27 protein-coding genes and 1 pseudogene are annotated in these 24,477 nt (G+C 61.2%); 15 read left to right on the top strand and 13 right to left on the bottom strand.

Annotated elements, in window-relative coordinates:
* The first annotated feature begins 6 nt into the window (after nt 1–6).
* Entirely contained in the window at nt 7–930 is a 924-nt protein-coding gene (locus AC0NIE_RS27345) for an NAD(P)/FAD-dependent oxidoreductase (RefSeq protein WP_473485118.1), read from the top strand.
* A 75-nt stretch (nt 931–1,005) separates the two neighbouring features.
* On the opposite strand, the gene AC0NIE_RS27340 is transcribed toward AC0NIE_RS27345, so the two are convergent.
* Nucleotides 1,006–1,617: a TetR/AcrR family transcriptional regulator gene (locus AC0NIE_RS27340; protein WP_474044625.1), complete on the bottom strand. Its 612-nt coding sequence runs from the start codon at nt 1,615–1,617 to the stop codon at nt 1,006–1,008.
* Between the two features lie 97 nt (nt 1,618–1,714).
* On the opposite strand from AC0NIE_RS27340, the gene AC0NIE_RS27335 reads away from it, so the two are divergent.
* From AC0NIE_RS27335 to AC0NIE_RS27325, 3 genes are all read left to right on the top strand, one after another.
* Nucleotides 1,715–3,142: a coniferyl aldehyde dehydrogenase gene (locus AC0NIE_RS27335; RefSeq protein WP_474044624.1), complete on the top strand. Its 1,428-nt coding sequence runs from the start codon at nt 1,715–1,717 to the stop codon at nt 3,140–3,142.
* A 5-nt stretch (nt 3,143–3,147) separates the two neighbouring features.
* On the top strand, nt 3,148–3,645 hold the full coding sequence (locus tag AC0NIE_RS27330; protein ID WP_474047317.1) for a GFA family protein: 498 nt from the start codon (nt 3,148–3,150) through the stop codon (nt 3,643–3,645).
* 606 nt (nt 3,646–4,251) lie between these two features.
* Nucleotides 4,252–4,893: a peroxiredoxin-like family protein gene (locus AC0NIE_RS27325; RefSeq protein ID WP_473489123.1), complete on the top strand. Its 642-nt coding sequence runs from the start codon at nt 4,252–4,254 to the stop codon at nt 4,891–4,893.
* A 312-nt stretch (nt 4,894–5,205) separates the two neighbouring features.
* Here the strand turns inward: AC0NIE_RS27325 and AC0NIE_RS27320 are convergent.
* Together AC0NIE_RS27320 and AC0NIE_RS27315 are read right to left on the bottom strand one after the other, a co-directional pair.
* Nucleotides 5,206–6,152, bottom strand: a protein-coding gene (locus AC0NIE_RS27320) for an IS630 family transposase (RefSeq protein ID WP_473489122.1) whose coding sequence is annotated in 2 segments (ribosomal slippage) — nt 5,206–5,811 and nt 5,814–6,152 — 945 coding nt in all. Because the reading frame shifts where the segments join, the coding sequence is not laid out codon by codon here.
* 91 nt (nt 6,153–6,243) lie between these two features.
* A complete protein-coding gene (locus tag AC0NIE_RS27315) occupies nt 6,244–6,567 on the bottom strand; it encodes a hypothetical protein (protein ID WP_473489127.1) in 324 nt (107 codons plus the stop codon).
* A 168-nt stretch (nt 6,568–6,735) separates the two neighbouring features.
* Here AC0NIE_RS27315 and AC0NIE_RS27310 point away from each other — a divergent pair, with 168 nt between their 5' ends.
* The 3 genes from AC0NIE_RS27310 to AC0NIE_RS27300 all read left to right on the top strand — a co-directional run bounded on the left by AC0NIE_RS27310 (nt 6,736) and on the right by AC0NIE_RS27300 (nt 8,456).
* The gene (locus AC0NIE_RS27310) at nt 6,736–7,569 is read left to right on the top strand and encodes an SIR2 family NAD-dependent protein deacylase (RefSeq protein WP_473489126.1); all 834 of its coding nucleotides are present in this window, start codon (nt 6,736–6,738) and stop codon (nt 7,567–7,569) included.
* A gap of 142 nt (nt 7,570–7,711) precedes the next feature.
* A complete protein-coding gene (locus tag AC0NIE_RS27305) occupies nt 7,712–7,960 on the top strand; it encodes a hypothetical protein (protein ID WP_473489125.1) in 249 nt (82 codons plus the stop codon).
* 91 nt (nt 7,961–8,051) lie between these two features.
* Nucleotides 8,052–8,456: a hypothetical protein gene (locus AC0NIE_RS27300; RefSeq protein ID WP_473489121.1), complete on the top strand. Its 405-nt coding sequence runs from the start codon at nt 8,052–8,054 to the stop codon at nt 8,454–8,456.
* A 20-nt stretch (nt 8,457–8,476) separates the two neighbouring features.
* On the opposite strand, the pseudogene AC0NIE_RS27295 reads toward AC0NIE_RS27300, so the two are convergent.
* A pseudogene (locus AC0NIE_RS27295) lies at nt 8,477–9,523 on the bottom strand (thiamine pyrophosphate-dependent enzyme); the annotation flags it as partial.
* A gap of 776 nt (nt 9,524–10,299) precedes the next feature.
* On the opposite strand from AC0NIE_RS27295, the gene AC0NIE_RS27290 reads away from it, so the two are divergent.
* Together AC0NIE_RS27290 and AC0NIE_RS27285 are read left to right on the top strand one after the other, a co-directional pair.
* Nucleotides 10,300–10,545 carry a hypothetical protein gene (locus tag AC0NIE_RS27290; RefSeq protein WP_123149534.1) on the top strand — a complete coding sequence of 82 codons (246 nt, stop codon included), beginning with the start codon at nt 10,300–10,302 and terminating at the stop codon, nt 10,543–10,545.
* Between the two features lie 16 nt (nt 10,546–10,561).
* Nucleotides 10,562–10,777 (top strand): hypothetical protein, encoded by a 216-nt coding sequence (locus AC0NIE_RS27285; RefSeq protein WP_123149535.1) that lies wholly within the window; start codon nt 10,562–10,564, stop codon nt 10,775–10,777.
* 80 nt (nt 10,778–10,857) lie between these two features.
* Here AC0NIE_RS27285 and AC0NIE_RS27280 read toward each other — a convergent pair whose 3' ends face one another.
* The 4 genes from AC0NIE_RS27280 to AC0NIE_RS27265 form a co-directional block, all read right to left on the bottom strand.
* Nucleotides 10,858–11,622: a hypothetical protein gene (locus AC0NIE_RS27280; protein ID WP_473489120.1), complete on the bottom strand. Its 765-nt coding sequence runs from the start codon at nt 11,620–11,622 to the stop codon at nt 10,858–10,860.
* 29 nt (nt 11,623–11,651) lie between these two features.
* Nucleotides 11,652–12,341, bottom strand: coding sequence for a phosphoribosyltransferase (locus AC0NIE_RS27275; protein WP_123149537.1), 690 nt, complete (start codon nt 12,339–12,341; stop codon nt 11,652–11,654).
* 209 nt (nt 12,342–12,550) lie between these two features.
* Nucleotides 12,551–12,955, bottom strand: coding sequence for a hypothetical protein (locus tag AC0NIE_RS27270; RefSeq protein ID WP_473489119.1), 405 nt, complete (start codon nt 12,953–12,955; stop codon nt 12,551–12,553).
* Nucleotides 12,942–13,649 (bottom strand): branched-chain amino acid ABC transporter substrate-binding protein, encoded by a 708-nt coding sequence (locus AC0NIE_RS27265; protein WP_473489118.1) that lies wholly within the window; start codon nt 13,647–13,649, stop codon nt 12,942–12,944. Before AC0NIE_RS27265 ends, AC0NIE_RS27270 begins: the two co-directional genes overlap by 14 nt.
* Nucleotides 13,650–13,839: 190 nt before the next feature.
* Between AC0NIE_RS27265 and ku (AC0NIE_RS27260) the strand changes: the two genes are divergently transcribed.
* Both ku (AC0NIE_RS27260) and AC0NIE_RS27255 read left to right on the top strand, forming a co-directional pair.
* Nucleotides 13,840–14,643, top strand: a complete 804-nt coding sequence (gene ku / locus AC0NIE_RS27260) for a non-homologous end joining protein Ku (RefSeq protein WP_473489117.1) — start codon at nt 13,840–13,842, stop codon at nt 14,641–14,643.
* A 65-nt stretch (nt 14,644–14,708) separates the two neighbouring features.
* Nucleotides 14,709–15,707: an ATP-dependent DNA ligase gene (locus AC0NIE_RS27255; RefSeq protein ID WP_473489116.1), complete on the top strand. Its 999-nt coding sequence runs from the start codon at nt 14,709–14,711 to the stop codon at nt 15,705–15,707.
* A 33-nt stretch (nt 15,708–15,740) separates the two neighbouring features.
* Here the strand turns inward: AC0NIE_RS27255 and ligD are convergent, their stop codons facing one another.
* From ligD to AC0NIE_RS27240, 3 genes are all read right to left on the bottom strand, one after another.
* Nucleotides 15,741–18,287: a DNA ligase D gene (ligD, locus tag AC0NIE_RS27250; RefSeq protein WP_473489115.1), complete on the bottom strand. Its 2,547-nt coding sequence runs from the start codon at nt 18,285–18,287 to the stop codon at nt 15,741–15,743.
* A gap of 3 nt (nt 18,288–18,290) precedes the next feature.
* Nucleotides 18,291–19,160: a non-homologous end joining protein Ku gene (gene ku / locus AC0NIE_RS27245; RefSeq protein WP_473489114.1), complete on the bottom strand. Its 870-nt coding sequence runs from the start codon at nt 19,158–19,160 to the stop codon at nt 18,291–18,293.
* Between the two features lie 96 nt (nt 19,161–19,256).
* Nucleotides 19,257–19,472, bottom strand: coding sequence for a KTSC domain-containing protein (locus AC0NIE_RS27240; protein WP_473489113.1), 216 nt, complete (start codon nt 19,470–19,472; stop codon nt 19,257–19,259).
* Nucleotides 19,473–19,614: 142 nt separating this feature from the next.
* Between AC0NIE_RS27240 and AC0NIE_RS27235 the strand changes: the two genes are divergently transcribed.
* From AC0NIE_RS27235 to AC0NIE_RS27220, 4 genes are all read left to right on the top strand, one after another.
* Nucleotides 19,615–20,247 carry an alpha-ketoglutarate-dependent dioxygenase AlkB gene (locus AC0NIE_RS27235; protein WP_473489112.1) on the top strand — a complete coding sequence of 211 codons (633 nt, stop codon included), beginning with the start codon at nt 19,615–19,617 and terminating at the stop codon, nt 20,245–20,247.
* Nucleotides 20,248–20,293: 46 nt separating this feature from the next.
* Nucleotides 20,294–20,680, top strand: a complete 387-nt coding sequence (locus AC0NIE_RS27230; RefSeq protein WP_473489111.1) for a GFA family protein — start codon at nt 20,294–20,296, stop codon at nt 20,678–20,680.
* Nucleotides 20,681–20,776: 96 nt separating this feature from the next.
* Complete coding sequence (locus AC0NIE_RS27225; protein WP_473489110.1) at nt 20,777–21,475, top strand: MgtC/SapB family protein; 699 nt, start codon at nt 20,777–20,779, stop codon at nt 21,473–21,475.
* Between the two features lie 158 nt (nt 21,476–21,633).
* Entirely contained in the window at nt 21,634–22,908 is a 1,275-nt protein-coding gene (locus AC0NIE_RS27220; protein ID WP_473489109.1) for a DUF763 domain-containing protein, read from the top strand.
* 48 nt (nt 22,909–22,956) lie between these two features.
* Here the strand turns inward: AC0NIE_RS27220 and AC0NIE_RS27215 are convergent, their stop codons facing one another.
* Both AC0NIE_RS27215 and AC0NIE_RS27210 read right to left on the bottom strand, forming a co-directional pair.
* Nucleotides 22,957–23,400, bottom strand: coding sequence for a PPC domain-containing DNA-binding protein (locus tag AC0NIE_RS27215; RefSeq protein WP_123149561.1), 444 nt, complete (start codon nt 23,398–23,400; stop codon nt 22,957–22,959).
* 101 nt (nt 23,401–23,501) lie between these two features.
* Complete coding sequence (locus AC0NIE_RS27210; RefSeq protein ID WP_473489108.1) at nt 23,502–24,473, bottom strand: SDR family oxidoreductase; 972 nt, start codon at nt 24,471–24,473, stop codon at nt 23,502–23,504.
* Between the last annotated feature and the right edge of the window lie 4 nt (nt 24,474–24,477).

The raw sequence follows: 24,477 nt of genomic DNA, 5'->3' as shown, positions 1-24,477 counted from the left end.
CAACCCGTGCGCAAACGCCGACATTCAGCCTCATCCGCGACTGAAGCGGATGTTCTCATTGTTGGCGGCGGACCTGCGGGGCTGGCGGCCGCTCTCTATCTCGGCAGGTTCCGTCATCGGGTCGTCGTGGTCGACGCGGGTGAATCGCGGGCGATGCTGATTGCGCAAAGCCGTAACTGCCCGGGATTTCCCGAAGGGATCAGCGGCCCCGATCTTCTGCAACGGCTTCGGTCGCAGGCCGCCAAATTCGGAGCGACACTGGTGCAGGATCAGGCGTCATCGATTGAGCCGACCGTCGGCGGGTTTGGCGCCGAGACAAAAGGGGGGCGGATCGTTGCCCGCAAGATATTCCTGGCGACAGGTATCGTCGACGTTGTGCCTGCAATTCCGCGTTTGCGCGAGGCCATCGCCGGAGGAAGCGTACGCCTTTGCCCGGTTTGTGACGGCTACGAGGTCATAGATCGTCAGGTCGCGGTCATCGGCCACGAGGCGAAGGCACTGCGAGAGGCTTTGTTCCTCAAGCAGTATACGCAGCACGTCACGATGCTCGCACGCTATCTTCCCGATTTTTCCACCAGCACACGGCGCGTGGCCATGGAAGAGAACATTGCTGTTTGCGACGCGTTCAAAAAGTTTGTTCCCGCCGACAGCGGCTACCACGCCGTCCTCAAGGACGGCGAGATGCGCCATTTCGACGTCATCTATCCGGCGATGGGATGCCGGGTGCGTTCCGAACTCGCGCTGGCAATGGGCATCGAATGCTGCGACGAGGGCTATGTCGTCGTCGACAAGCATCAGCGGACCTCGGTCGATGGGGTGTATGCCATAGGCGACCTGGTCAGGACCCTGAACCAGATCGCAGTCGCTTTCGGCCAGGCTGCGATCGCCGCGACCGATGCGCACAATGATTTTGCCTTCGGGTACGAATAAGGCCCCTGAACAATAAAGGGGGCACAGATATACGGTAGGCGGATTATAGGGCGAATGGGATGGCGCCAGCTAGTGTCATGTTGCTGGGTTCCCCAGCCCTTCCACCAGCGTGCTCAAGGCCGCATCCAAGGGCGCCGATCCCACCTTCTCGGGCACCAGGAGCCCATCGATCGCAAGCATGGTCATGCCGTGGACGAGTCCCCAGGCGGCTGCCGCCTGACCTTCTATCGGCCGCTTGCGAATGCTCCCCGCGGCCTGGCCGCGCCGGAGGATTTCGAGGAGAACATCGAATACCGCCAGCGCCCGCTCATTGAGATGCATTCCCACCGCTTTTCCCTCCTCCGCGCTAAACATCAGGCGGTAGAGAGCCGGGTTGTCCGTTCCGAACGCGACGTAGGCACGAGCTATCGGAGTAATTTCGTCGCGCAGAGTTTTCGGCGCTTCAGACTTCGCTGCCGATAGGGACTCGCGCAGCCGGTCGAACCCAATCATAGCGATCTCCGCAAGCAGCGCGGCCTTATCGGGGAAGTGCTTGTAGGGTGCCGCGTGGCTTACGCCAGCCCGGCGGGCGACCTCGCGCAGCGTGAACTGCCAGCCCTTCTCCTCCCGAAGCATATCCAACGCCGTCTCGATAACCGCACGACGGAGATCACCGTGATGATAGGGGCGGTTGGGTGCGTCCTGCATGGTACCTCAAAGTTTCTTGTGAATACATTGTTGACAGTGGCTACTTAAGGGCGTATGTCAAGGGCGTAAGTTTCTCCTGTCTACATCGGAGTGGACCATGAACGCAAGCGCAAAAATCACCGACGCTGATCGGCTGGGCAGTCTTCTCGCCGGCCAGCGTGCTGCCTTCCTGCATGACGGAGCGCCTTCGCTGGCGCAGCGACGCGCTGATCTAGCCAAGTTCAGGGCCATGATCATCGGGCATCGCAAAGCGATCGAAGATGCCATCAATGCCGATTTCGGGCGTCGCTCGAGGTATGAGACGGCGATCATGGAGGTCGGAGGGGTCGCCGAGGGCACGAAGTATCTGATCCGAAACCTTCGCAAATTCATGGCGCCGACCCGCCGCCACGTCGCCCTGCATATGCGAATGGGCAACGCTCGCATCGAATATCAGCCGCTTGGTGTCGTCGGCGTCATGTCGCCGTGGAACTATCCGGTGAACCTCGCGCTGATGCCGGTCGTCACGGCCATCGCCGCTGGAAACCGGGTGATGCTGAAACCCTCGGAGTTCACGCCCGTCACCAATGCGCTGCTCGCAAAAATGTTCGGCGAGATTTTCGCTGAAGATCAGTTCGCGATCGTCACTGGCGATGCGGCCGTGGGGGCGGCCTTCACGGCCTTGCCGTTCGACCACTTGGTCTTCACCGGGAGCACCGCAGTAGGGCGAACGGTGATGAAGGCCGCAAGCGACAACCTCGTTCCGGTTACCCTCGAACTCGGGGGCAAGTCGCCCAGCATCGTCGCCAAGGGCAACGCCCTCGACCAGGCGGCCGCGTCAATTGCCTACGGAAAGCTGCTCAGCGCCGGACAAACCTGCATCGCCCCGGACTATGCACTGGTCCACGAAAGCGAGGTCGACGCATTCGTCAGGGCATATGACCGGAAGGTGACTTCCCTCTATCCTGACGGTCCGACGAGTGAGCATTACACCTCGATCATAAACGAGCGGCACCATGCCCGGCTTCAGAGTCTGATCGACGACGCCCGCTCCAAAGGAGCGCGGATCATCGAGGTCGGCAACCGGCCCAGCGATGCATCCCGTCGCCTCAACACGCTGGCGCCAGCCGTCGTCCTCGGCGCCACCGACGACATGCGCATCGCTCATGAGGAAATCTTCGGCCCGGTCCTGCCGATTTTTCCCTACCGCGACATCGAAGAAGCGATCGCCTACGTGAACGCCCGGCCTCGGCCACTCGCGCTCTACTACTTCGGCGCCGATGACGAGGACCGGCGCAAGGTGCTGAGCCGAACGACCTCCGGCAACGTCACCATCAACGGGACGATCATGCACATCGCCCAGGATGACTTGCCCTTCGGCGGTGTCGGTCCCAGCGGCATGGGGGCGTACCATGGCATCGAAGGCTTCCGTACCCTCAGCCATGCCAAGGGGATCTATGAGCAGGGCCGTTGGAACCTCTCCAACCTTCTGCGTGCCCCCTTCAGACAACCGATCGATACCATCCTCAACATGATGCTCCGGTGACCAGCATGCCGTCATCAAAACAAGCTCAGGAGCATCAGCACATGACCACCCACACATCGTTGCCGCTACGCGGTTCCTGCGAATGCGGCGCCTGCTCGTTCGAGGTACAGACCTCCCCGAAAGCCAGGTTCCGGTGCCACTGCCTGATCTGTCAGGCGTTCAACGGCAAACCGTTCGCGGATGTGGTCGCCGTTCGCGCCAAGGATGTCGTGCTGAAAAACGCCGGCAATATCTCATTCAAGAAATACCGTCCGCCGCCGAACTTCAATCGCGGGGTCTGCCGGACTTGCGGCAAGCCGGTTGTGGAGGTTGCGGGCGTCGGGCCATTCAAGGTGATGTTCATCCCGGCCAGCAATTTGGAGCCCGAGGCCCGTCTGCCGCCGGTTCGCATGGATATATTCTATCACCGTCGTGTGCGGGACATGCCCGATAGCGTGCCCAAATACAGCGGCTATTTGCCGAGCGAGTTGGCGGTCGGGAAACTGATCATGAGTGGTTTGTGAAATGGCGAGTCGATTTATTTGGGTGCCATCCACGTGATGGTCTCGGCGCTGTTCGGCATCTACCCTGCGGCATCATCGGCTGGTTCTTCGGCAAGATCGGCTAGGTTCATCACGGCGCTCACCGAACTGAGCTATGCTTTCGGGCGTGACATGGCAGCTCGGGGATCCGGCCAGATCCTTACGAAAGTTCACGGGGGATGGCTCACGTATATCTGTGCCCGTTTCATGTTCAATAAGCTCTGGAAACCTACTCGCTAGTGGTAGAAACCTGACGCTTGGTACCCGATGCGGATTACCGGTTCCGACCCGTTGACGACCTTGGGCGTTGCAGACTTGAACCTCCAAATCGAGGTCGGGAACCTGACCTTCAGCGCAAGAGCATTCGGGAGTGCGCTCGCGTAGGGTAATTCACCACATTCGGCGGCACTCGCAGATGCTTTTTCGTGTTATGATGGGCTTGCAACGCGCGTAATCTCGACCTCGGCAATATGGCAGAGGTCGAAAGCTATTGCCTTGGCACAGGAAGCTTTCGCCCCAGCACTTGATCGCCTCCGAAACGCTGGGTGTGCTGCTTTCCCTGACTGACCCGGGGCGAGGAGGTTGTCCATGTCCACGAGTAGTGTTGACCGCCCGCTGCAGCCGGGCGACCGGGCACCGAATGTTGTGCTCGATGCGATCTCACGCGAAGGCAAGATCGCGCTCGATGATTTTCGAGGCCGTAGCCCGTTGTTGATCGGTTTGTTCCGAGGCCTGCACTGTCCGTTCTGCCGGCGCCATGTCGCGGCGATGGCGCAACTCAAGCCGGCCCTGCGTGATAAAGGCGTCGAATGCCTGGCGGTGGTCAATACGCCGGTCGAGCGGGCGCGGCTCTATTTCCGTTACCACCCGTCACCCGATCTTCTCGCCGCATCCGACCCGGAGCGGGCCTCGCACCGTGCTTTCGGCTTGCGCGAGGTCGGGATGGACACGGTCATGGCGATACGGATCCATCTCCCGGGCGAGTTGCCCAAGCCTATGGACGTCATGGCAATGGACGAGTTTCTTAATAAGAAGGAAGGATATGAGATTACGGAAGCGGATCAACAGATGATGGCCACCGGCATGGGGCAGCCCGTCGGCCAGTTCCTGCTCGACCGCGACGGTGTCGTTCGCTGGACCTCCACTGAAGTTCTGGAGGATGGCCTCAACACCTTCAGAGCGCTGAATCCCGAGGAATTGATGTCGGCAGCTTCCCAAGTTGCACATTAATAGGCTGCGGAAATGGGCTGCTGAAAACTCGCTCGACGGCCACCGTCCTGTGGTGATTCTTTGGATTTAACAATCATCGAAATGCTCAGCGTAGGAGGCTAAGGTCTGCCCGTGGGCTTCGTAGCGATTTCGATTCAACGGTCTGCGGACCGCCCCGACGCTAGAGTGAGCAAGCCGCATAGGCGGGGCGACGTCCGCTCCTTGCCGCAATCACGTCGTTCCGACAGGCGCGCATACGGCAAGTTTCCACCCTGAGCGGTCCTACGGCTCCGGTACCAAGTGTCAGATTTTGACCACTAGAGCGGGATGAATTTAGGTTGGCGCATAGCCGGCCTCGATGAAGTAATTTCTGCATTCGGTTGACGTGACAGTGCCGAGGATTTGGCCGATGGCGTCACAGACGGTCTCGACCGTTCGCCTGGCAGCCTTGCGCAGCCAATGCTTGAGCTTGGCGAAGAATTTCTCAATAGGGTTGAGGTCGGGGGAGTATTTGGGCAGCAAGAACAGCCTGGCGCCGGCCGAGCGGATGGCACGGCGCACTGCCTTGCCCTTGTGCGAACCGAGATTGTCCACGATGACGATGTCACCGGGCTTGAGGGTTGGGACGAGAACCTTGTCGACATAGAGCTGGAAACGCTCGCCGTTGATCGGTCCGTCGATCAGCCATGGTGCATCGACACGGTCGTGGCGCAGTGCCGCCAAGAAGGTCATGGTCTTCCAATGACCGTGCGGCACCTTGGCCTTGATCCTCTCGCCGCGCGGCGCCCATCCTCTGAGCGGCGCCATATTGGTCTTGGTCCAGGTCTCGTCGATGAACACCAGGCGGGAAGGATCGATGCGGTCCTGATACTTTGCCCACTGGACCCGCCGGCGCGCCACATCGGGGCGATCCTGCTCACTGGCGATCAGCGTCTTTTTTTGTGACTGAGCTTCTCGGCGTGAACGAACTCCCATACCGAGCGGTAATCGACCTTCAGGCCGTGATCGCCAAGCTCGGCCACAAGACCGCGCAGTGTGAACTCCGCCGCCCGGCAGCGTACCAACAGCCACTCCCGATGCTCTCCGGCAATCTTCTTCGGTCTGTGCCCACCCATCTTGCCGGGTGTCAGCTTGTTCGTCTCGCGCAAGCGGCGCACCCATCGGATGACCGTGCTGATTCCAACCCCGTAGCGCTCTGCCGCCTGACGTCGCGACAGGCCCTCCTGCTCAACCGACGCTACCACCCGCGTGCGAAGATCCATCGAGTAAGGCTTGCCCATCCATGCCGGCCTCCTGACCCAGCCAGCAGGTTGAATCAGATTTGCTCGCCTTCGGGAATCCCCTTTCGATTCAGACTCAATTCATCCCGCTCTAGCGCAGCATGGCCGCCATTACGAAGACCGCGGCCGCTATGAGAACGACTGCGGCAATCACCAGCACCGGCCAGTTTTTGCCAGGCTGAAGACCAGGCTTGCTTTCCACCGGCCGCATCGCATTGGCGAAGCTTGCTTCATTGGTGAACTCTGGCTGTCGCCGTGGACGAGCCTCGGCGGCAGGGTTTGGCACATCTGCCGCTTCGGCGTCGGTCTCTCCGGGTGCAGCGGCAGGGTCGAACCCCGGGGTTTTATCCTGCGTCGCCCCGGCCTGAATATCGCCTCTCTTTTTGGCGGGCGTCTGATCTCGTTGTGTGGCCATCATAGTCTCCCTGACAGCCAAACTTCGATCTGCCTCAGCGGTTCCAGCCTGCGCCGCATTTACTGAACACCCCCCGATTTTATGGCCAGACTTGGCGGTGTTCCGGGCCGCTCCGGAACAGAGGACGCCTCTCGCAGTTGTGTTGGATCATTGCCTGGTGAGTTGGCTATGCCGTCTGCACTCGAGCGACTGGCTCAATCGGTGAAAGAGCGACGAGCGATCTTGTTCGTTGGAGCGGGGGTGTCGATGAGCGTCGGCCTGCCGTCCTGGGAGAAGCTCATCGAGCATATGGAGGATGAACTCGGCCTCGACCGCGACATGGTGGATATGCCTGAACCCAGCTACCAGGCTCTTGCCGAATATTACCGGCTGAAGCATGGGAGTATCGGCCCCCTGCGCAGCTGGATGGATCGCGAATGGAGCGTCTCGCGGGAAAAAGTGAAGGGATCGGCGATCCACGAGCTGATCGTGTCACTCGATTTCCCGATCATCTACACCACCAACTACGATCGGAACCTTGAGGTTGCGTTCGAAATCCACGACCGTCCGTTCGTAAAAGTGGCCAATGCGAAAGACATAGCCAAGGCGAGCGACGAGGTAACTCAGATCATCAAATACCACGGCGATTTCGACGACGACGCATCGCTGGTTCTGGCGGAGTCCGACTATTTCGAGCGGCTCTCGTTCGAGTCGCCATTGGACGTGAAGTTTCGTGCCGACGCACTGGGGCGCACCATCCTGTTTATCGGCTACAGCATGTCCGACATGAACATCCGTCTGTTGCTGTATCGGCTTTGGGAAACCTGGCGGCGGTCCGGTTATGAGAAGAATCGTCCGAAATCGTTCGTCTTCATGCCGCAACCGAGCGTCGTCCAGGAAGCGGTCCTCGGACGCTGGGGCATCGACATGCTGACCGAGGAGGCCGATCGGCCGGAGGATGCTCTGGTGGCATTCCTGAGCAAGCTCAAGGACGCGATAGACAACACCGGTGGGCAATCCTGAAAAGCGATGTGATGCGCCGTGCTTGAAACCGAATGGTTGGCCGGCAGGTTCGGAAAACTCGCTCTGTTCGGCCAGGCCGGGAACATTGTCGATAGCTGCGACGTTCATAGCCGGAAAGGGACGCTGTTTGCGGAGGCCTATGATGGGTCACTTCGAAATGATCGATCTCGTTTCCGTCATCGACGCCTGCACGACCGACCGCGCCGTAGGGCGATTGGTGTCGATGGCCAAAGCCGTGGAAGAGTTGCGGGTGCTGACCGGGGATTTCATCTCGCCGGACGAAATCGTGGCCAACGCCCTGTCGCCGGTGGCGCTGGAGCGCGGCTGCGCGGTCCTGTTCGACGAGCAGCCGGGCGCCGATATCATTCGCACGCCATGGCAAGAGGCCTGACTGACGGAGGACGCCTGAGCGTCGCCGAATATCGGCAGCCGCGCCAGCGGCACCGTGCCCGTTTGACGGCACGGCGCTGCATGCGTGGCACATGGCGGCCGTCCGCCGCTCTAGCACAGTTGGAACCGGGACCGTCACAAGACTGTTTAACCGCAATGCAGGAGGCAATCGCAGAAACGCCGTGACTGAAAATGAGACCCGTTACGAACATGGCGCGACCAAGTACCCTGCCAAGAAAGATGCGGACGCGTCGGATCAATTTTCCCAAGAGGCGGCCGGCAACAAGAAGCCTGCCGGCGGGATGGGCCTGACACGGTCGAAGGACGAGGCGGAGGACAAGACCCGTCAGTCTGAAGGGCAGAACCCGCCCCGGCAGTCCACGCCTAGTGCCGCGACCGAAAAGACGTCCGGCGCCGGTCCGTCGATCGCCGAGCGTTCCAAGGATGCCAAAACTCCGAAGAGCGGTCGCCAGCCAGGCGCCCACGTCAAGGACTGACCGGCCAGGGGAACCTGCAGTCAGCCAATCATCGTCTTCAGCGGCTCCCGAGCGAGGTTTGCTTCGATCTCCTTACGGCCTGGCGTTTCCCGCAGCGCTGTTCGCATGTTCTTGCGATATTCGTCCGGCATGCGCGCGGCGGCAGCATAGATTCATACGCGTCGACGACCGCCTCTATGATCACCGGGCCTTCCGCGGCAAAAGCGGCATCAAGGACCCCGTCGACGTCCTCAGGCCGGGTGACGCTGTAGCCGATGCCTCCCATAGCTTCAGCGGCCAAAGCGAAATCGATCGGCTGGAGTTCGCAGGCAAATTGCGGGTTGCCGAGGAACATCACTGCTCCCAGGCGATCTGGTTGAGCATGTTGTTCTTGATCACCAGAAGCTTGAGCGGAATCTTGTAACGCACGGCCGTCGAAAATTCGCCAAGCTGCATTGCCAGCCCGCCATCGTCCACAACCGCCAAAACCGGCCCGGCCCGAAAAGGCGATCCCGCCGGCAATCGCATAGGGCAGCCCGCAGGCCATCAATGCCAGCGAGCCGGAGACGGCGAAATCCTGTCCTGCCTTGATATCGATATGACGGGCGGCAAGTTCAGTGTTCTGACCGGAATCGCTAGCCAGGATCGCATTGGCCGGCATTCGGTCGCCGAACGCCTTGACGACGCGTTGCGGCTTGAGCGGCTAGCTAGCGCTGTAGACTCTGTTGCGCATCTTCGAGAAAGGATCTGTCCTGCTTTGGCTTCAGCCTTTCATTGAGCAATTGCGCGCCGACGAGGCCGGCCTCGACAGGACGGCGCAGGCCGATGCGCTGCGCATTGCGGTCGATCTGCACGCCGCGCGCCTTGCCCGGCTTGGGGTAGTATTCGATGTAGGGGAAGGTCGAGCCGACGATTAGCATTGCCTCGCATTCCTCCATGATCTCCTGCGAGGTCAGCGAGCCCAATATTCCTATTCCGCCCATGACGTGCGGGTGATCGTCCGGCAGGACGGCTTTGCCGAGCAAAGCCTTGGCAACGGGTGCGGCGAGAAGGTCCGCCGTCCTCTCGAGTTCGGCCTGGGCATGCAGCTCTCGCTGCGGCGTGGGGCGTCAGACGTGGACATCGGCGATCAGTCGCCGAACGACGGAGATTCATCGGAACGGCAGCCGTTGCGACCCGGGCAGCGTCGCCTGAGAGGCGGGGCTCGGCCTCTGCTTGGCAAAACGCCGCAAGAGGCCGCGTTTGGAGGTTCAGGCCAGGGCTCGCGGGCTTGCAACTATACCCTCCCTTCGCCATCCCAGGGTCTGTGCTCCGCTTCGCATTCGCTCCGCCCTGGGAATGACGAAGGCTTGGTGGGTCGGCAGCCAAATCGCAGACATTGGCGATTGGCGGCAGAACCCAGGAACGGTTTTTGCGCCTTCTCGGTTGTGAGGGAAAGGAGATGGTCCATGTTTGAGAACAGCATGTGTTGCTCGTCGTTGCAGGCGTCCCCTGATACTGGCAATCCTGATCGCCTACGCACTCCTCACGCGACGCCGTCGTGGTCCCGCAGAACGCAGGGAGAGCGAGCGGGCGACAGAGCGCTTGTATCGCGAGGAGGAGAAAGACTGACGGATGTTGGCAGATGCGGATGAGCACGGCCAATTCGTCTCCCTAGATGAGCGATGGACAGTTTTATTGGACTGCCGCTTCGGAACGATCCCGCCGCCCTGCCATTAACGCCATAAGGACAGGCTCAGATCGTGGCGGCCCACGATTGGTCCGCTTCGGCAAAGGACCGTGGGCCCTGCAATCACCGGGAAGTCGACGATTGCCGCCAGCGATCTGGGCACCAAATCGAATGCAAGACACTTTGGAGGAAACAATGACTGGACGCAGGACCCATGAGCAGCAAATGCGCATCATTGAAAAGCGGGAGAACACCAAGAACGCCGGCAAGGATTTCGACGCAGAGGCGGACCTGAAGAGATCGGCTGCGGAACGTGAAGCGCTGCGCAAAGGATCGGAAATCAGGTCCAAGACTCCCGACCTTGTCGACCCTGACGACCGCAACATCCTTCGCGGAGAAAATCAGGAGAGCGTTCATCACAAGAAACGTCCCGACGATTAAGAATTGGAGCAAGCCTATGGCAAAAGGTAGCAAGAAGCACATCGGAGCGGGTTCACGGGGGAAGGGTTCCGGTACAGGCGCCATGAGCACGACCCCAAAGGACAAGCTCGAAGAAAACCAAGTCCTGTCCAACCGCGACAAGGCCCAGCATACGAAGGAACGCGGTCTGGATTCCAAGCAGGTCGCAACTGAGCAGCGCCAGGATCACGCTGCCAATCGTTTGCGGGACTGACGGCTCACCCGCCGCTGAGGGCGCGGTCGTGCGGCCCTCTTTTCAGGTTGGCTGCAAGCTCAAGGGGAGGGCGGTACGGCTCAGGCCCATTCGCCACTGAAAAGCGGTTCTATCGGATGGCGCGACTTGGCCATTTTGAGTTCGCGCAGCATCTCTGAATGGCGCTCATCCTCCTTCTCGACATCGAGGTCGACATTATAGGCCTTTTCCGGATCGGTTCGCGCGCCGACAAGGATGAATTCAGCGCCCTGCACATCAAGCAGCTTTATGTCCTCGCGAGCGAATCTGCGGCCGCGGAATTCCTGCTGAAGCCTGTCTGGATAATCCGGCTCCTGGGCTTGTCCCAATCCAAGGCCGGGAGGGCTGGGCTTTTCGGGATTCTTCACCGAAAGCGCGAAGCTTGCCTGCGGTGCGATGTTGAAGGCGCGTTGTACCTCGGATGGCCGCTCTGGAAGCTCGAGCGCGTAGCTGAGATGCAATTGTCCATTGAGCAGCGCGACAAGATAACGGCCTTCGCCCGCCGGGCGTGCTGCAGGCAGACGCTGCCGGCCGCGCGTCTTGGTATCATAGATTTCTTCGCGAAGGTCCTTCTCCAGCGCGGCGGCAGAACTCGCGATCGCGCCGACGAAACCCCAGTGACGCTCGTGCTCATGCGCATCCGGCAGCCGCTTGCGCCCGACGACGAGAAGCCGCACCTTCGTCGCGTGCTCCGGCCGCAGCACGACGAAAAAGCGCTGCACGTCGGAAAGACTTTCTGGATCGGTTTCGCCCACCCTGGGCCGGTAGAGAAAGAAAATATCGCCGCGCTCGACGATCTCAATCTGTTTTCGGTCCTTGCTAGCCATGGCGTGCTCCTTCGGCTGTCGGCGATGAGCTAACCGGCAGATCGCATCGATGATTTGCTCTCAAACTGCTCTGCCTGCTGCAGCAACTGGACCACCTCCGCGTCCGTGGTCTGCGCGAAATTCTTATAATACCGGCCCACCGCAACAAACGGCTCGGGCGTGGCGAGACAGACCACTTCGTCCACATCGGCTCTGATCAGGTCCAGCGTGTCCTGGGGGGCTACCGGAACGGCCAAGACAACATGTGCGGCCCGATCCTTTCTTAGCGCCTTGAGCGCCACTCTGACCGTGCCTCCGGTCGCTATGCCGTCATCGACCACGATGACGGTCCGGCCCAGGACCGAAGCCGCAGGCCTGCTGCCGAAATAGAGGTTTCTGCGGCGCTCGATTTCGAGCAGTTGCCGCCGTTTTTCTGCTTCGACGTACTCGTCTGACGGCTGGACCAAAGCCATCGCCTCCTCGTTGAGGACGAGCTGCGGATTTTCCCCGTCGACGACCGCGCCGATGCCATATTCGGAATGGCCCGGCGCGCCGATCTTGCGCACAAGCAGAACGTCGAGCCGGGCACGGAGTGCCTTCGCCACTTCGAAGCCAACCGGCACTCCGCCACGCGGCAACGCCAGCACCAGCGGATCGCTTGCCGCGAACCCGGTCAAAGCGGCGGCAAGCTGGCGCCCCGCATCCGTTCGATCCCTGAATCTCGGCGCGTCAAAAAACATTGTCTTCACCTTTGCAAAGGCGGGACCTGGCATCGGTGCGTAGCTCGTGCCTAGATGTTCGCGGTCTGCAGCGTCTTGTCGAAAACCTCCAGGCCGGCTGCACCCATCATCGCCTCCTCGCCAATTCGTCTTGCTGACGAAACGGCGATCGGAGGCAATTGTTTCATCTCACCCTGGTAAAAATTGCCGCGGCCCTCGTGAGGCCACAGCTATCCGACCCTTTGCATCTGCGGGATTTCCGCAACCTGTCGAAATCGGCCATTTTCCACCACATGGAGCGCCGTGACGGCGGCCAGATTGTCGCCTTTTTCGTCCCACTGCACGGGATCGCGATAGGCAATACCTTTGAAGCGGAGCTTCCGCATCGCAGTCAGAACCTCGCGCCGGCTCCGATTTCCCTTGGATTCAGCGATCGCGCTTTTGATTGCGGCGATTAGCACACGGGCTGAATCGTAGGAGTTCACGGCATAGTTGCCGATCGGTCCAAATAGCGCCGCATAGCGCGCGGCGAAATCGCTTGAACCAGCGACCCTACCCACTTCGGGCGTGGCGGACAGCACAAGAACGCCTTCACCCAATGTTGCGGTTTCTCCCGCAGGCTCAAGGAAATTCACCGCGTCCCAACAGCCGTCGCCGCTGGCGAAAAGCTGGCCGAGACCTGCACGGCGCATCGCGCAGGATGAAAGCACCCTCGAAGCTGCCGCCGTAGAACAACAGATCGAAATCGGCCCGCAGAGATGCGATCAGCGGGTCAAAATCGCGGCTCCCTTCGCGAACTGTGCGCCGCTCCGCGATACGTCCCCCAAGCGACAGAAATGCCCGCGAGAATGCGATGCCCATGCTGTGGCCGTACATGGTTTCGGTTTCGACCAGGACGGCGCGGCGCTTGCCCATGGCGTCGTGGAGATGACGGGCAATGGCTGCCCCGGTCTGGTCGTCGCGGTTGGTGAAGCGAAAGACATTCCGCAGAGAGCGCTCGGTGAGCGCCGTGTCGGAAGCGATCGGCGTGATCATCGGGACGTCGTGGGCGGCATAGATCTCCGCCGCGGCGATGGTGACATTGCTATTGTAGTGGCCAACGACGCCAAGCAGATCCGGCCGGCTGCAAAAATCGTCGGCGACCTGACGTCCGGTCTCGACCTTTCCCCGATCGTCCGCACCCTCAACCATGACGGGAAAGCCTGCAATGCCACCGTCGGCGTTCTGCTCCTCGACCGCGAGCTCGATCGCCTGCTTCATCTCGGCGCCAAGCGCTGCCGCATTTCCCGACAATGGAGCGCCGACTGCGATCCGGATCGCTTCCAACATTGAAATGGTCCTTGCTACCGCCGGGCTGTTTGTTTGTCTCGAACTGCGCTTGCGCTGATCGGTTCCGTCTCGAACCGGAAAAATGATGGATTCTTGGCTGCGGGCCTTGGGCGGCGCGCGAGAAAAATGCTGCTGGAACAATCGATCACCTTGGTGCGTTCGATTGTTTTACTCCTGTCGGGGATCCTCGATGGCGCCACGTCCTTTCTGGAAAGGCTATCTGAAGCTTTCGCTGGTGACCTGTCCGGTCGCAATGACACCCGCTACCACCGAGAGCGAAAAGGTCCGGTTCCACACGCTCAATCGCAAGAGCGGGCATCGGGTCGTCAGCCAATATGTCGATGCCGTCAGCGGCAAGCCCGTTGCTGAAGACGACGAGGTGAAGGGGTATCAGCGCGGCGAGGACGAATACGTCCTGCTCGAGGACGATGAGATCGACGCAGTTGCGCTGGAGAGCACGCGTACCATCGACATCGACATGTTTGTCGATGCCGACAGCATCGGCTGGATCTGGTACGACAAGCCCCATTACCTCACCCCTGACGATCCGGTCGGGGAGGAGGCATTCTCGGTCATTCGCGACGCCATGCAGTCGACGGGGACAGTCGGAATGTCGCGCCTGGTCATGTATCGCCGCGAGCGCGCCGTCATGCTTGAACCACGAGGCAAGGGCATCGTGCTGTGGACACTGCGCTATGGCGACGAGGTTCGCGATCCCGAGGATTATTTCGGCAACATCGAAGACGTCAAACCCGACCCGAAACTGATGGATATGGTCTCGACCCTGATCGATGAGCGAACCAGGCAGTGGGATCCCGCCATGACCGGAGATCCCGTCCAGGCGCGGCTGCTGGAGATCATTGCCTCGAAGAAGAAGGGCAAGAAGGGTCCGACCAAGGCAAAGGCCAAGGCCGAGCAACCGCCCAGCAACGTGATCAACATCATGGATGCGCTGCGCAAGAGCATCGGCTCGGAGGCCGGAAAGCGGAAATAGGTGGGGGACTAAGGCAGTACAATGAAGGTCATTCCCCGCGATCCTGCTTTCGGCAGCACCCGCCGATGACCCGCGATTTCCCCCTGCCACTCGATACGCCGCCGATGGAAGCCAAGGCGGCTGATGCGATTCCCGAAGGAGATGGATGGCAATACGAGCGCAAATGGGATGGTTTTCGCTGCCTGGCATTCCGGCAGGATGACGCGGTGGAGTTGCGCGCAAAGTCGGGCAAGCCGCTCGGACGGTATTTTCCCGAACTCGTCGCGACATTGAAGGAACTGCCGTCGGCCCGTTTTGTCGTCGACGGTGAAATCGTCATCTCGGTCGACGGCAAGCCGTCGTTCGACGCGCTCCAGATGCGGCTTCATCCGGCCGAGAGCAGGATCCGCAAGCTGTCCGCGGAAACCCCGGCGCACATCGTCCTGTTCGACATGCTCTGCGACGAGCACGGAACCGTTCTGTCGGCCCGGACACTGGAAGAACGGCGAGCGATCCTTGAGACTTTCGTTGCTTCGGCAGAGCGCAAGAACATTGTTCTCTCGCACTGCACGCGCGATGTGAAGGAAGCACGCTCCTGGTTAGGGGATGCCGGACATGGCGAGACGGACGGCGTGGTCGCCAAGCGGCTGGACGATCCATACCAGCCGGGCGTGCGCGCTATGGTGAAGGTAAAGCGGCTGCGGTCGGCCGATTGTGTGGTCGGCGGCTTTCGCTATCTCAGCAGCAGCCCGCAGGTCGGTTCATTGCTGCTGGGATTGTACAACGAGGCCGGCAAGCTCGATCACGTCGGCTTCACCTCGACCATTGCCAAGGACGACAGGGCCGAACTTACCCGCAAACTCGAAGCCATGCGCGAACCGCCGGGCTTTACCGGGAAGGCACCGGGCGGGCCGAGCCGCTGGAGCACCGAGCGCAGCGGCGACTGGGAGCCGGTCCGGCCCGAATTGGTAGTCGAAGTACGCTTCGATCACGTCACCGGCGACCGTTTCCGGCATGGCACCAAGTTCCTGCGCTGGCGGCCGGACAAGGCACCGGAGCAATGCACGTTCGAGCAGATCGCCTGATTATTCCGATGCATGCACTTCGTAAGGCCGTCCTCAAGCCGCTTTCTTTCGCCGGTTTGCACGGTCCTCGATCGGCACTGCGGCGGCACGGAAATCCTGCCAGGGATCCGACGATAGCGAGGCAAGCCGGGTCGGCGTGTTCTCGACGGTAAAATAGGCCGGTCCGATGCCGGGGCCGAGCTCGTCCCAGGCAAGCGGCATCGACACCGCCGCACCGGGTCGTGCTCTCGTCGAATAGGGTGCGACTGCGGTCGCACCGCGCTGGTTGCGCAGATAGTCGACGAGGATTTTTCCGCGCCGTTTGGATTTGGTGATGGTCGAGACGTAGCGGCCGGGGCTGTCGGCGGCCATGGAGTCGGCTATCGCCTTGGTAAAGGCTTTCGCCGCCGGCCACTCGGCCTTCGGCTTCAATGGCGCCACGACGTGCAGACCCTTGCCGCCGGATGTCTTGATGAAGGGGACCAGTCCTGCATCCTTCAGCCGGTCGCGGGTCTCGACGGCGGCCGCGATCACCGCCTCCCAGCTCACGTCCTCGCCGGGATCGAGGTCCATGATGATCGTGTCCGGACGCTCCCAATCGCTCACCATCGAACCCCAGGGGTGGATCTCCAGCGCCGCCGACTGGACGAGACCGATCAGCCCATCGAGATCATTGATGCTGATCAGCCGCTCGTCGGGCGGATCCTTGGGGTCGTGGACCAGCACGATGTTGGGGTTGAGGCCCTTCCAGGCATGCTTCTGGAAGAACTGCTCGCCCGAAATACCGCTGGGGCATCGCAGCAACGCCAGCGCGCGGCCAACGAGATAGGGCGACGCATAGCGCCAGACCTCGGTATAATAGTCGGCGAGACCTTCCTTGGTCACGCCCTGGTCCGGCCAGTAGAGGCGATCGGGATGGGTGAGCTTGACGGTCCGGCGCTGAGGTTTCGCTGCTGCCTTGGTCTTCGGTGTTTCGCGCACGATCTCTTCCGCCGGCTTGTCTTCGCGCAACCCGCGAAATGAGGCGTGGCGCAGATTGCCGTCGGCGGTCCAGGCGCGGAACTCGATTTCAGCGACGAGTTCCGGCCTGACATAACGGACTTGCCGAGTCTCCTCTGCGCTCAGCCGCTCGTCGAACGGGCTCGATGGAATGCGTATCCGCTCGAGCTTCTTGAAGAGGCCCTCGGCGACGGCTGCCGTGTAGCCGGTGCCGACGCGCCCGACATGATGAAGCTTGCCGTCGTCATAGACACCCAGGACAAGCGAACCGATCGCATTGCGCGAGGTTGTCGAGGGAACATAGCCGGCCACGACAAATTCCTGCCGCGCCGAGCATTTCGACTTCACCCAGTTCTTGCTGCGGCCGGCGCGGTAAGGCGCATCGCGAAGCTTGGAGACAACGCCTTCCAGGCTCAGCCGGCAGGCATGTCGCAGCACCAGGGGGCCATCCTCCTCAAAATGTCCGCTGTAGCTGATGATGCCGCTGCCACTGCCGATGATCTTTTCCAGCAATTCCTTGCGCTGGATCGACGCAACGTCGCGCAGATCGTATCCATCGAGATGGAGCAGATCGAAAACGTACAGGCGAAAGCGGTCACTGCGGCCCTCGCTGAGATCGGCTTGCAGCTCGGAGAAATCCGACGCGCCGGCGGATGTCTCGACCACGAGTTCACCATCAATCAGCGCCGTCCCGACAGGGAGATCGGCCAGCGCCGAAACGATCGCCTTTCCGAATTTCTTCGTCCAGTCGAGACCGCTCCGCGTCAACAGCTTGACGCGGCCGGCTTCAACCCTGGCCTGCAGCCGGTACCCGTCGAATTTGATCTCGTGCAGCCAGCGTTGGCCGGACGGCGCTGACGAGACCAGGGTCGCCAGCGTCGGCTCGACGAAATCGGGGAGCGCTGCCTTCTTGGCGCCCTTGATCTTTGACGGTTCGGGAACGCTTACGGTGACAGGCTGCTCTTCCGGTGGAGCGGGCCCCGTGCGGCCGCCGCGGCGCTTGCGAATGCGTCCCGTCTTGGACGACCAGCCGGGCTCTTCGCCGGCGACATCCTCGATCTTGCGGCCGGTCGCAATGGATTCCGGCCGCTCGTCCAGAATGTCGGGGTCGTCTTCCGTGCGCGCGGCGTCATCGTCACCCTTGATCAGCAGCCAGTTCTCGCGCTTCTCCCGCGGCTTTCCGGCCATCCTGACAAGGTGCCAGCGGCCACCCAGCTTCTCGCCGTGAAGTTCGAAGTCGAGATGGCCTTTCGCATAGCCGCGACGCGCGTCGCCGATCGGCGTCCAGGTGCCTCTGTCCCACAGGATGACGGTGCCGCCGCCATATTCGCCCTTTGGGATGGTGCCTTCGAAACCGCCATATTCCAAAGGATGGTCCTCGACATGGACGGCAAGGCGCTTCTCGCCGGGGATCAGGCTCGGCCCTTTTGTCACGGCCCAACTCTTCAGGACGCCGTCCATTTCCAAACGAAAATCATAATGAAGCCGCCTCGCATCATGCTTCTGTATGACGAAGCTGTTCCCCGTCTTGGGCGCCCTGCGGCCCTGCGGCTCCGGGGTGACGGAAAAATCGCGCTTCTTGCGGTAGGTCTCGAGCGCCATCGGTCAGCCGGCCTTCCGATGCGGCGCTTTCTCCTTCGGCTTCGCGTGGCGCGCCGGCTTTGATTTTGCCGCGGGCTTTCTTGTCGAGGGCTGCTTTCCGCCAACGCCGGCACTCTGGCGCAGCGCATCCATAAGATCGACGACCTTCTCCCGCTTGGCCGGTTTCGGAATTGCGATCTTCTTGCCTTCGAGCTTTGCCTTCACAAGCTCGGCCAGGGCCGCCTCATAACGGTCGTCGAATTTGGTCGGATCGAATTTGCCCTTCTTGGTCTTGATGATGTGTTCGGCCAGTTCGAGCATCTCGCCCTCGATCTTCACATCGGGGATGTTGTCGAAGGCCTCCTCCGCCGATCGCACCTCGTAATCGAAGTTCAGCGTCGTTGCGACCAGCCCTTCATCATAAGCGCGGATGAGCAGGGTCCGGACGCGCCGGAACAGGACGGTCTGGGCGATCGCCGCGACTTTCTTCCTGCGCATGCCTTCGCGGATCAGCCCAAACGCTTCCTCCGCGTGTTTGTCCGGCGGGGCGAGGTAATATGGCTTGTCGAAATACACATCGTCGACATTGGAACAGCCGATGAAGGCCGAGACCGACAGCGTCTTGTCGCTCTCGGGGACAGCGGCTGCGACCTCATCGGGTTCGAGCACGACGTACTCACCCGAGCTGATCTCATAGCCTTTGACCTGATCGTCCTTCTCGACCGGCTTGCCGCTATCGCTGTCGACGAACGCGCGATGCACCCTATGGCCCGTGGCGCGGTTTACCGTGTGGAAGGCGATCCGCTCCGAGGTCGAGGCGGCCGTATAGAGCGCTACCTGGCAGCTGAGTTCTCCAATTTTCAGGAAGCCCTTCCAATTTGCTCTCGGCGCCAAGACAATAGCCTCACTGTCACAAGCATTTGCACTGGAAATGCAACGTGGCGGCGCGTGGATTTGTTCCTTTGGCGGACGACAGGAGTACCCCGGGTCTCACCCCGACCGGCTCTGCTCGACCAAATGGTACTTATACCGATCTCGAATGAACGCGTTGAAGAACCGGCCTTTTGACGAGGTTTTGCGGAATGCAGCGTAGGTCTGCGGCGGCACGTCGTCGTAATCGTAGCGATTTCCGCTTGGGACAAACCATACGGAGAGGGTCCTCGTCGCCGGATCGTAATTCATGCTTTGAATCGCAGTTGAAGGCATTTCCCAGCACTCGACGCGTCTGGGCAATAACCCACCCCGGCAAGCCAGGTTCCGTCTCGCCCGAGATATGGAGGCGGTGACCCGGCCGGCTCGGCGCCTCCAAGACCTTGCCTCCGCCGGCCGGCTTCACCAATTAGGGTTGATGCCATCGCTCAAAACCAAGCAGCCGGAATTCGCTGGGCAAGGCGACCTGTTTCGTGCGCCCAACGATCTGCCGGAAGGATTTCACTACCAGCCGGAGCTGATCACGGCGGAGGAAGAGGCCGAACTGGTGCGGCAGCTCGAAAGTCTCGCCTTCCAGCCTTTCGACTTTCATGGCCATCTCGCAAACCGGCGCGTCGCCGGTTTTGGCGTGCGCTATGATTTTGACCAACGCAAAGTCGTCGAGGCGCCGGCGATCCCTGCTTTTCTGATGCCGCTCAGAGACAAGGTGGCGGCATTTGCGCGGCTGCCCGCCGATGCTTTCGTGCAGATTTTGATCAACGAGTACCGACCCGGCGCGGGTATCGGCTGGCATCGCGACAAGCCGCATTTCGATGCCGTGGCCGGCGTTTCTCTTCTTGCGCCATGCAGCTTTCGGCTCCGCCGGAAGAACGGCGCTGGATGGGATCGCGAGACCATCATCCTCGAGCCAAGGTCGGCTTACCTGATGACGGGACCGGCGCGCACCGAATGGGAGCACAGCATCCCGCCAGTTGTCGAGCACCGCTATTCGATTACCCTGCGGACCCTGCGGCCGAAACGGCCGCTTCGGTCAGAAGTGGTGGTTCGATGACCAGGATCGAGACCGGCTCCTGTTTTGCGGTTCGATAACGGCTAAGATGGATGGTGACCCGTTCTGGATTTGCTCCGACCATGATGACGATTGCCGCAAGGCCATAGGGAGCCCGCTGGCCGTCTGGGTCGGCTATCGACCGGCCCAATTCAGACTGCTGACCGGCTGGCCAAAGACGTTCTCAAGGACCCGAGGCGTGCTCCGCACCTTCTGCGCCGATTGCGGTACATCCATAGCCTATCTCGACCAAGGGCTTCCGGAAGAACTCTATGTGACGATCGGCTTCTTCGACCACCGCGAACGCTTTGCGCCGCAGGCCCATGCCTATTGGGATATGAAGCTGCCGTGGGTGGAATTTCGTGACGATCTGCCGCGTGTGGGAAGATATTCAAGACGGCGCGATCCGGCAGTCGGAAATCCAGCCGATCGGTGACCGGCAAAACGCCGCCGATGGAACCCGAATGGCCCTAGCCGAATTGAATTGGGATCAGTTCGTAATCCAAACACCAGCGGCGATCAGGGTTGACCGATGTCTCTTATCCCGGCCTACGAAGACATCGCGGCACGCCTGCTTCTGACCGTGCTCGCCGGTTCATTGATTGGCCTCGACCGGGAGGCGCGCGGACAGGCGGCCGGCCTCAGGACAACCATCCTGGTCGGGCTGGCCGCCGCGATCGCAATGACACAGGCCACCATTCTGCTGGAGGTTGGCGGCAAAGCTCCGAATTCCTTCGTCCGTATGGACGTTCTGCGCTTTCCCCTGGGCGTGTTGACAGGCGTCGGCTTCATCGGTGGCGGCGCCATTCTTCGCCGGGGCAGTCTTGTCAGCGGTGTCACCACAGCAGCCACGTTGTGGATGATGACGATGATCGGATTGGCTTTCGGGGGTGGCCAATACGCCTTGGGCGCAGCCGGGACGGCGCTGACGCTAATCATTCTGCTCGTGTTGAAATGGGTCGATCTGGTGATACCGCGCGAACACCACGCCGTGTTGGCGCTCACCTGGAAGGCGGCGGATCATGACGACCTCGACGCGATCATCGGGCCCTCCGGTTATCGGGCGCGCCTGGTTGGAATGGAGCGGCGCCCAGATCGCGACAGCCCCATGGTGTTGTTTGAGATCAGCTGGAGGCGGCCTGAAAGGGGACCGCCGCCGACGGATTTATTGACACTGGTAGGTGAGCATTGCGAAATCGAGAAGTTTAATCTCGTCAGCGAATCTGTGTGATAACCGCTACACTGATTGCCAAGCAGGTCGGGCACTAGGCCGGCAATCGAATTCGGATCGCGCATCGACAGCCTAAAACGGGCATCATCGCTTCTTCACTCCGCTTTCGGTACCTATCGGTTGAGCGCAAGGCATAGATCGGGAACAGGCAGCAAGATTTGGCACAACGATCGGGAAGCGCAGACCTTCCACTTCATGGCGGACGCGTGCCGAAATGGCTTGGCGACCGCATGACGCGCCTTGGCGCGGTCATGTGCGAGGCGATCATTCACCACTACGGTCGCGAGGAGCTGCTGCGCCGGTTGGCGCATCCCTTCTGGTTCCAGTCGTTTGGCGCCGTCATGGGAATGGACTGGCATTCATCCGGCATCACGACCAGCGTCATCGGCGCCCTGAAACGTGGTTTGACTCCGCTCTCCGGCGAACTCGGTATTCACGTGTGCGGCGGCCGCGGCGCGCATTCGCGCAAGACCCCGCACGAGCTTGCCGCCATCGGCGAGCGCGTCGGCTTCGACGGAACAGGCCTGGCAACTGCCAGCCGGCTCGTCGCCAAGGTTGACAGCGCCGCCGTCCAGGACGGCTTCGATCTTTATCTGCATGGCTTCATCGTGACCGATGATGGCGACTGGGTCGTGGTGCAGCAGGGCATGAACGGCGACAACAAGGTGGCGCGCCGTTATCATTGGCTGTCCGAAGGCCTGAAGAGTTTCGTCGACCAGCCGCATGCCGCCATCGAGGGCGCCAACCAGGGCGAGATCGTCAACCTGACCGACCGCCGCGCCGATGCCTCGCGCAAGGGGCAGCTGGAGCTGCTGCAGGACCTCGGACCGGATCGCATCCTGAGGGAATTCGCCGCGCTCGAGCGTGACGTGACTACAGAACCGGAGCCCGAGCAGCCGGTGCTGCCGCACCTGGTCATGCCGGCGCACCACGACGTTCGCGAAAGCGATGTCGTCATGCGCCGTCTTCATGGCAACATGGCTGCGGCTGCCGAGCGTGGCCCCGCCGATTTCTCCGACCTTCTCCTGGTCCCCGGCGTCGGTGCGCGCACGGTGCGGGCGCTGGCGCTGGTGGCCGAGGTTCTGCATGGCGCGCCATGCCGTTTTTCCGATCCCGGCCGCTTCTCGCTGGCGCATGGCGGCAAGGACAGGCATCCATTCCCGGTGCCGCTGAAGGTCTATGACGAGACGATCGGCGTGCTGAAGTCGGCCGTCCACAAAGCAAGGCTCGGACGCGACGAAGAAATCGGCGCCTTGAAGCGGCTCGACGACCAGTCACGGCAGGTCGAACGCTATGTCACAGGTCCCAGCTTGAAAGAAATTGTCGCCGGAGAGTTCGATCAGTCGCATCTGCTCGGCGGTCGCAGCGTGTTCGGCTGGGAGGCCGCATCCGAGGCCCCCGCGGACGTCGAACAAATCAAGCAAAAGGGATAATCGGCCCGGAACGCAATTCAGCGGACCTGTCTCGATCCGCGTTCGGCTTCAGGCATCCAGATCGATCAAGGCGATGCCGAGTTCCGGCCGCTTCCTGCGGCGCAGGTGGCCAGGCGCTTCCACCAATGTGACTTCGAGTGTCGGCCGAACAATGCCTTCGAGCAGATGTCCGCCCCGCGTCGTGCCATCGCGCAACCCGAGCACCGCGTGGATATGAAGGCTGGGCTTGCCGTCGTCGCCGATCGCGACATCGCCGATAGCGCTGAGCACCTCACACTGTTCGCGGACCGGGATTTTGCGAAAGGTCTTTTGCCCAAAGTCGAACCAGCCGACGGTCGCCGTTTCGAAGGCGCCGAGCGCAGTCAGCGAGGCGCCGCCAATGTCCTGCTCGACCGCGAAAGAGGTAAGCGCCGCGAACGCTTCCTCGCCAGGATCAAGCACCACCACAAACGTCCGTTGTCCGGCGCTTTCGGCGACGAGTTGCGATTTCATGATTTCACTCCAGACGCCATCTCGGCTTTTGCGTTGTCGTCTGTTCTGTCGATGGGGTTTGGCGGCGCTAATTGTGTCGCGCCACCAAATCGGAAATGTAACTAGTAGCCGCCGATGATCGGCAATATCTCGCCGGTGATGTAGCTCGAGCAGTGCGGCGAGGCGAGGAACACATAGGCCGGCGCGATCTCCTCCGGTTGTGCGGGCCGTTTCATTGGCGTGTCCGCGCCAAATTTCGAAACGTCACCGGCTTGCTTGTCCGACGGGTTGAGCGGCGTCCACACCGGGCCCGGCGCCACGCAGTTCACCCGAATTCCCTTTTCGATGAGGTTGCCGGAGAGCGCGCGCGTGAAGGCATGAATGCCGCCCTTGGTCATCGAATAATCGACCAGCTGCCTCGAGCCCTCGATGCCGGTTACGGAGCCGCTGTTGATGATCGCCGAACCGGGCTTCATATGCGGCACGGCCTCCTGCGTCATGTGGAAGTAGCCGTAAAGGTTGGTCTTCAGCGTCGTGTCGAAATGCTCTTCGGTCAGCTCGCTGAAGTCGCTGGAATGGACCTGGAAAGCGGCGTTGTTGACCAGCACGTCGATCCGGCCGAATTCCTTCACCACCTCAGCCACAGCCTTGTGGCAGTGGCGGCGTTCACTGACGTCGGCCTTGACCAGCATGCAGCGCCGGCCCTCGGCTTCGACGGCCTTCTTCGTCTCTTCGGCATCCTTGTCCTCGCAAAGATACACGATCGCCACATCCGCGCCTTCGCGCGCATAAAGCACGGCGACGGCTCGGCCGATGCCGGAATCGCCGCCGGTGATGACGGCCACTTTGCCATCGAGTTTTTTCGATCCGATATAGAAGGGCGCGTCATAAAGCGGCGCCGGCTCAATCGCCCATTCGTGCCCCGGCTTCGGCTGATGCTGTTCGGGAAAGGGCGGCTCGGGATATTTGCGTGCTCCGGCCTGCATGGCGCCTTGTTGCTTGCCCTTGCCCTTCGATTTGTCCTTGGCATCGATGCCGCGCTGGATATGGCGTTGCTTGGCGGCCTCGCCGGCGATTTCCGATTTCATCTGCATGGCT

The sequence above is a fragment of the Mesorhizobium sp. WSM4842 genome, from assembly GCF_055901575.1.
This window is presented reverse-complemented; position numbering and strand designations above follow the sequence as displayed.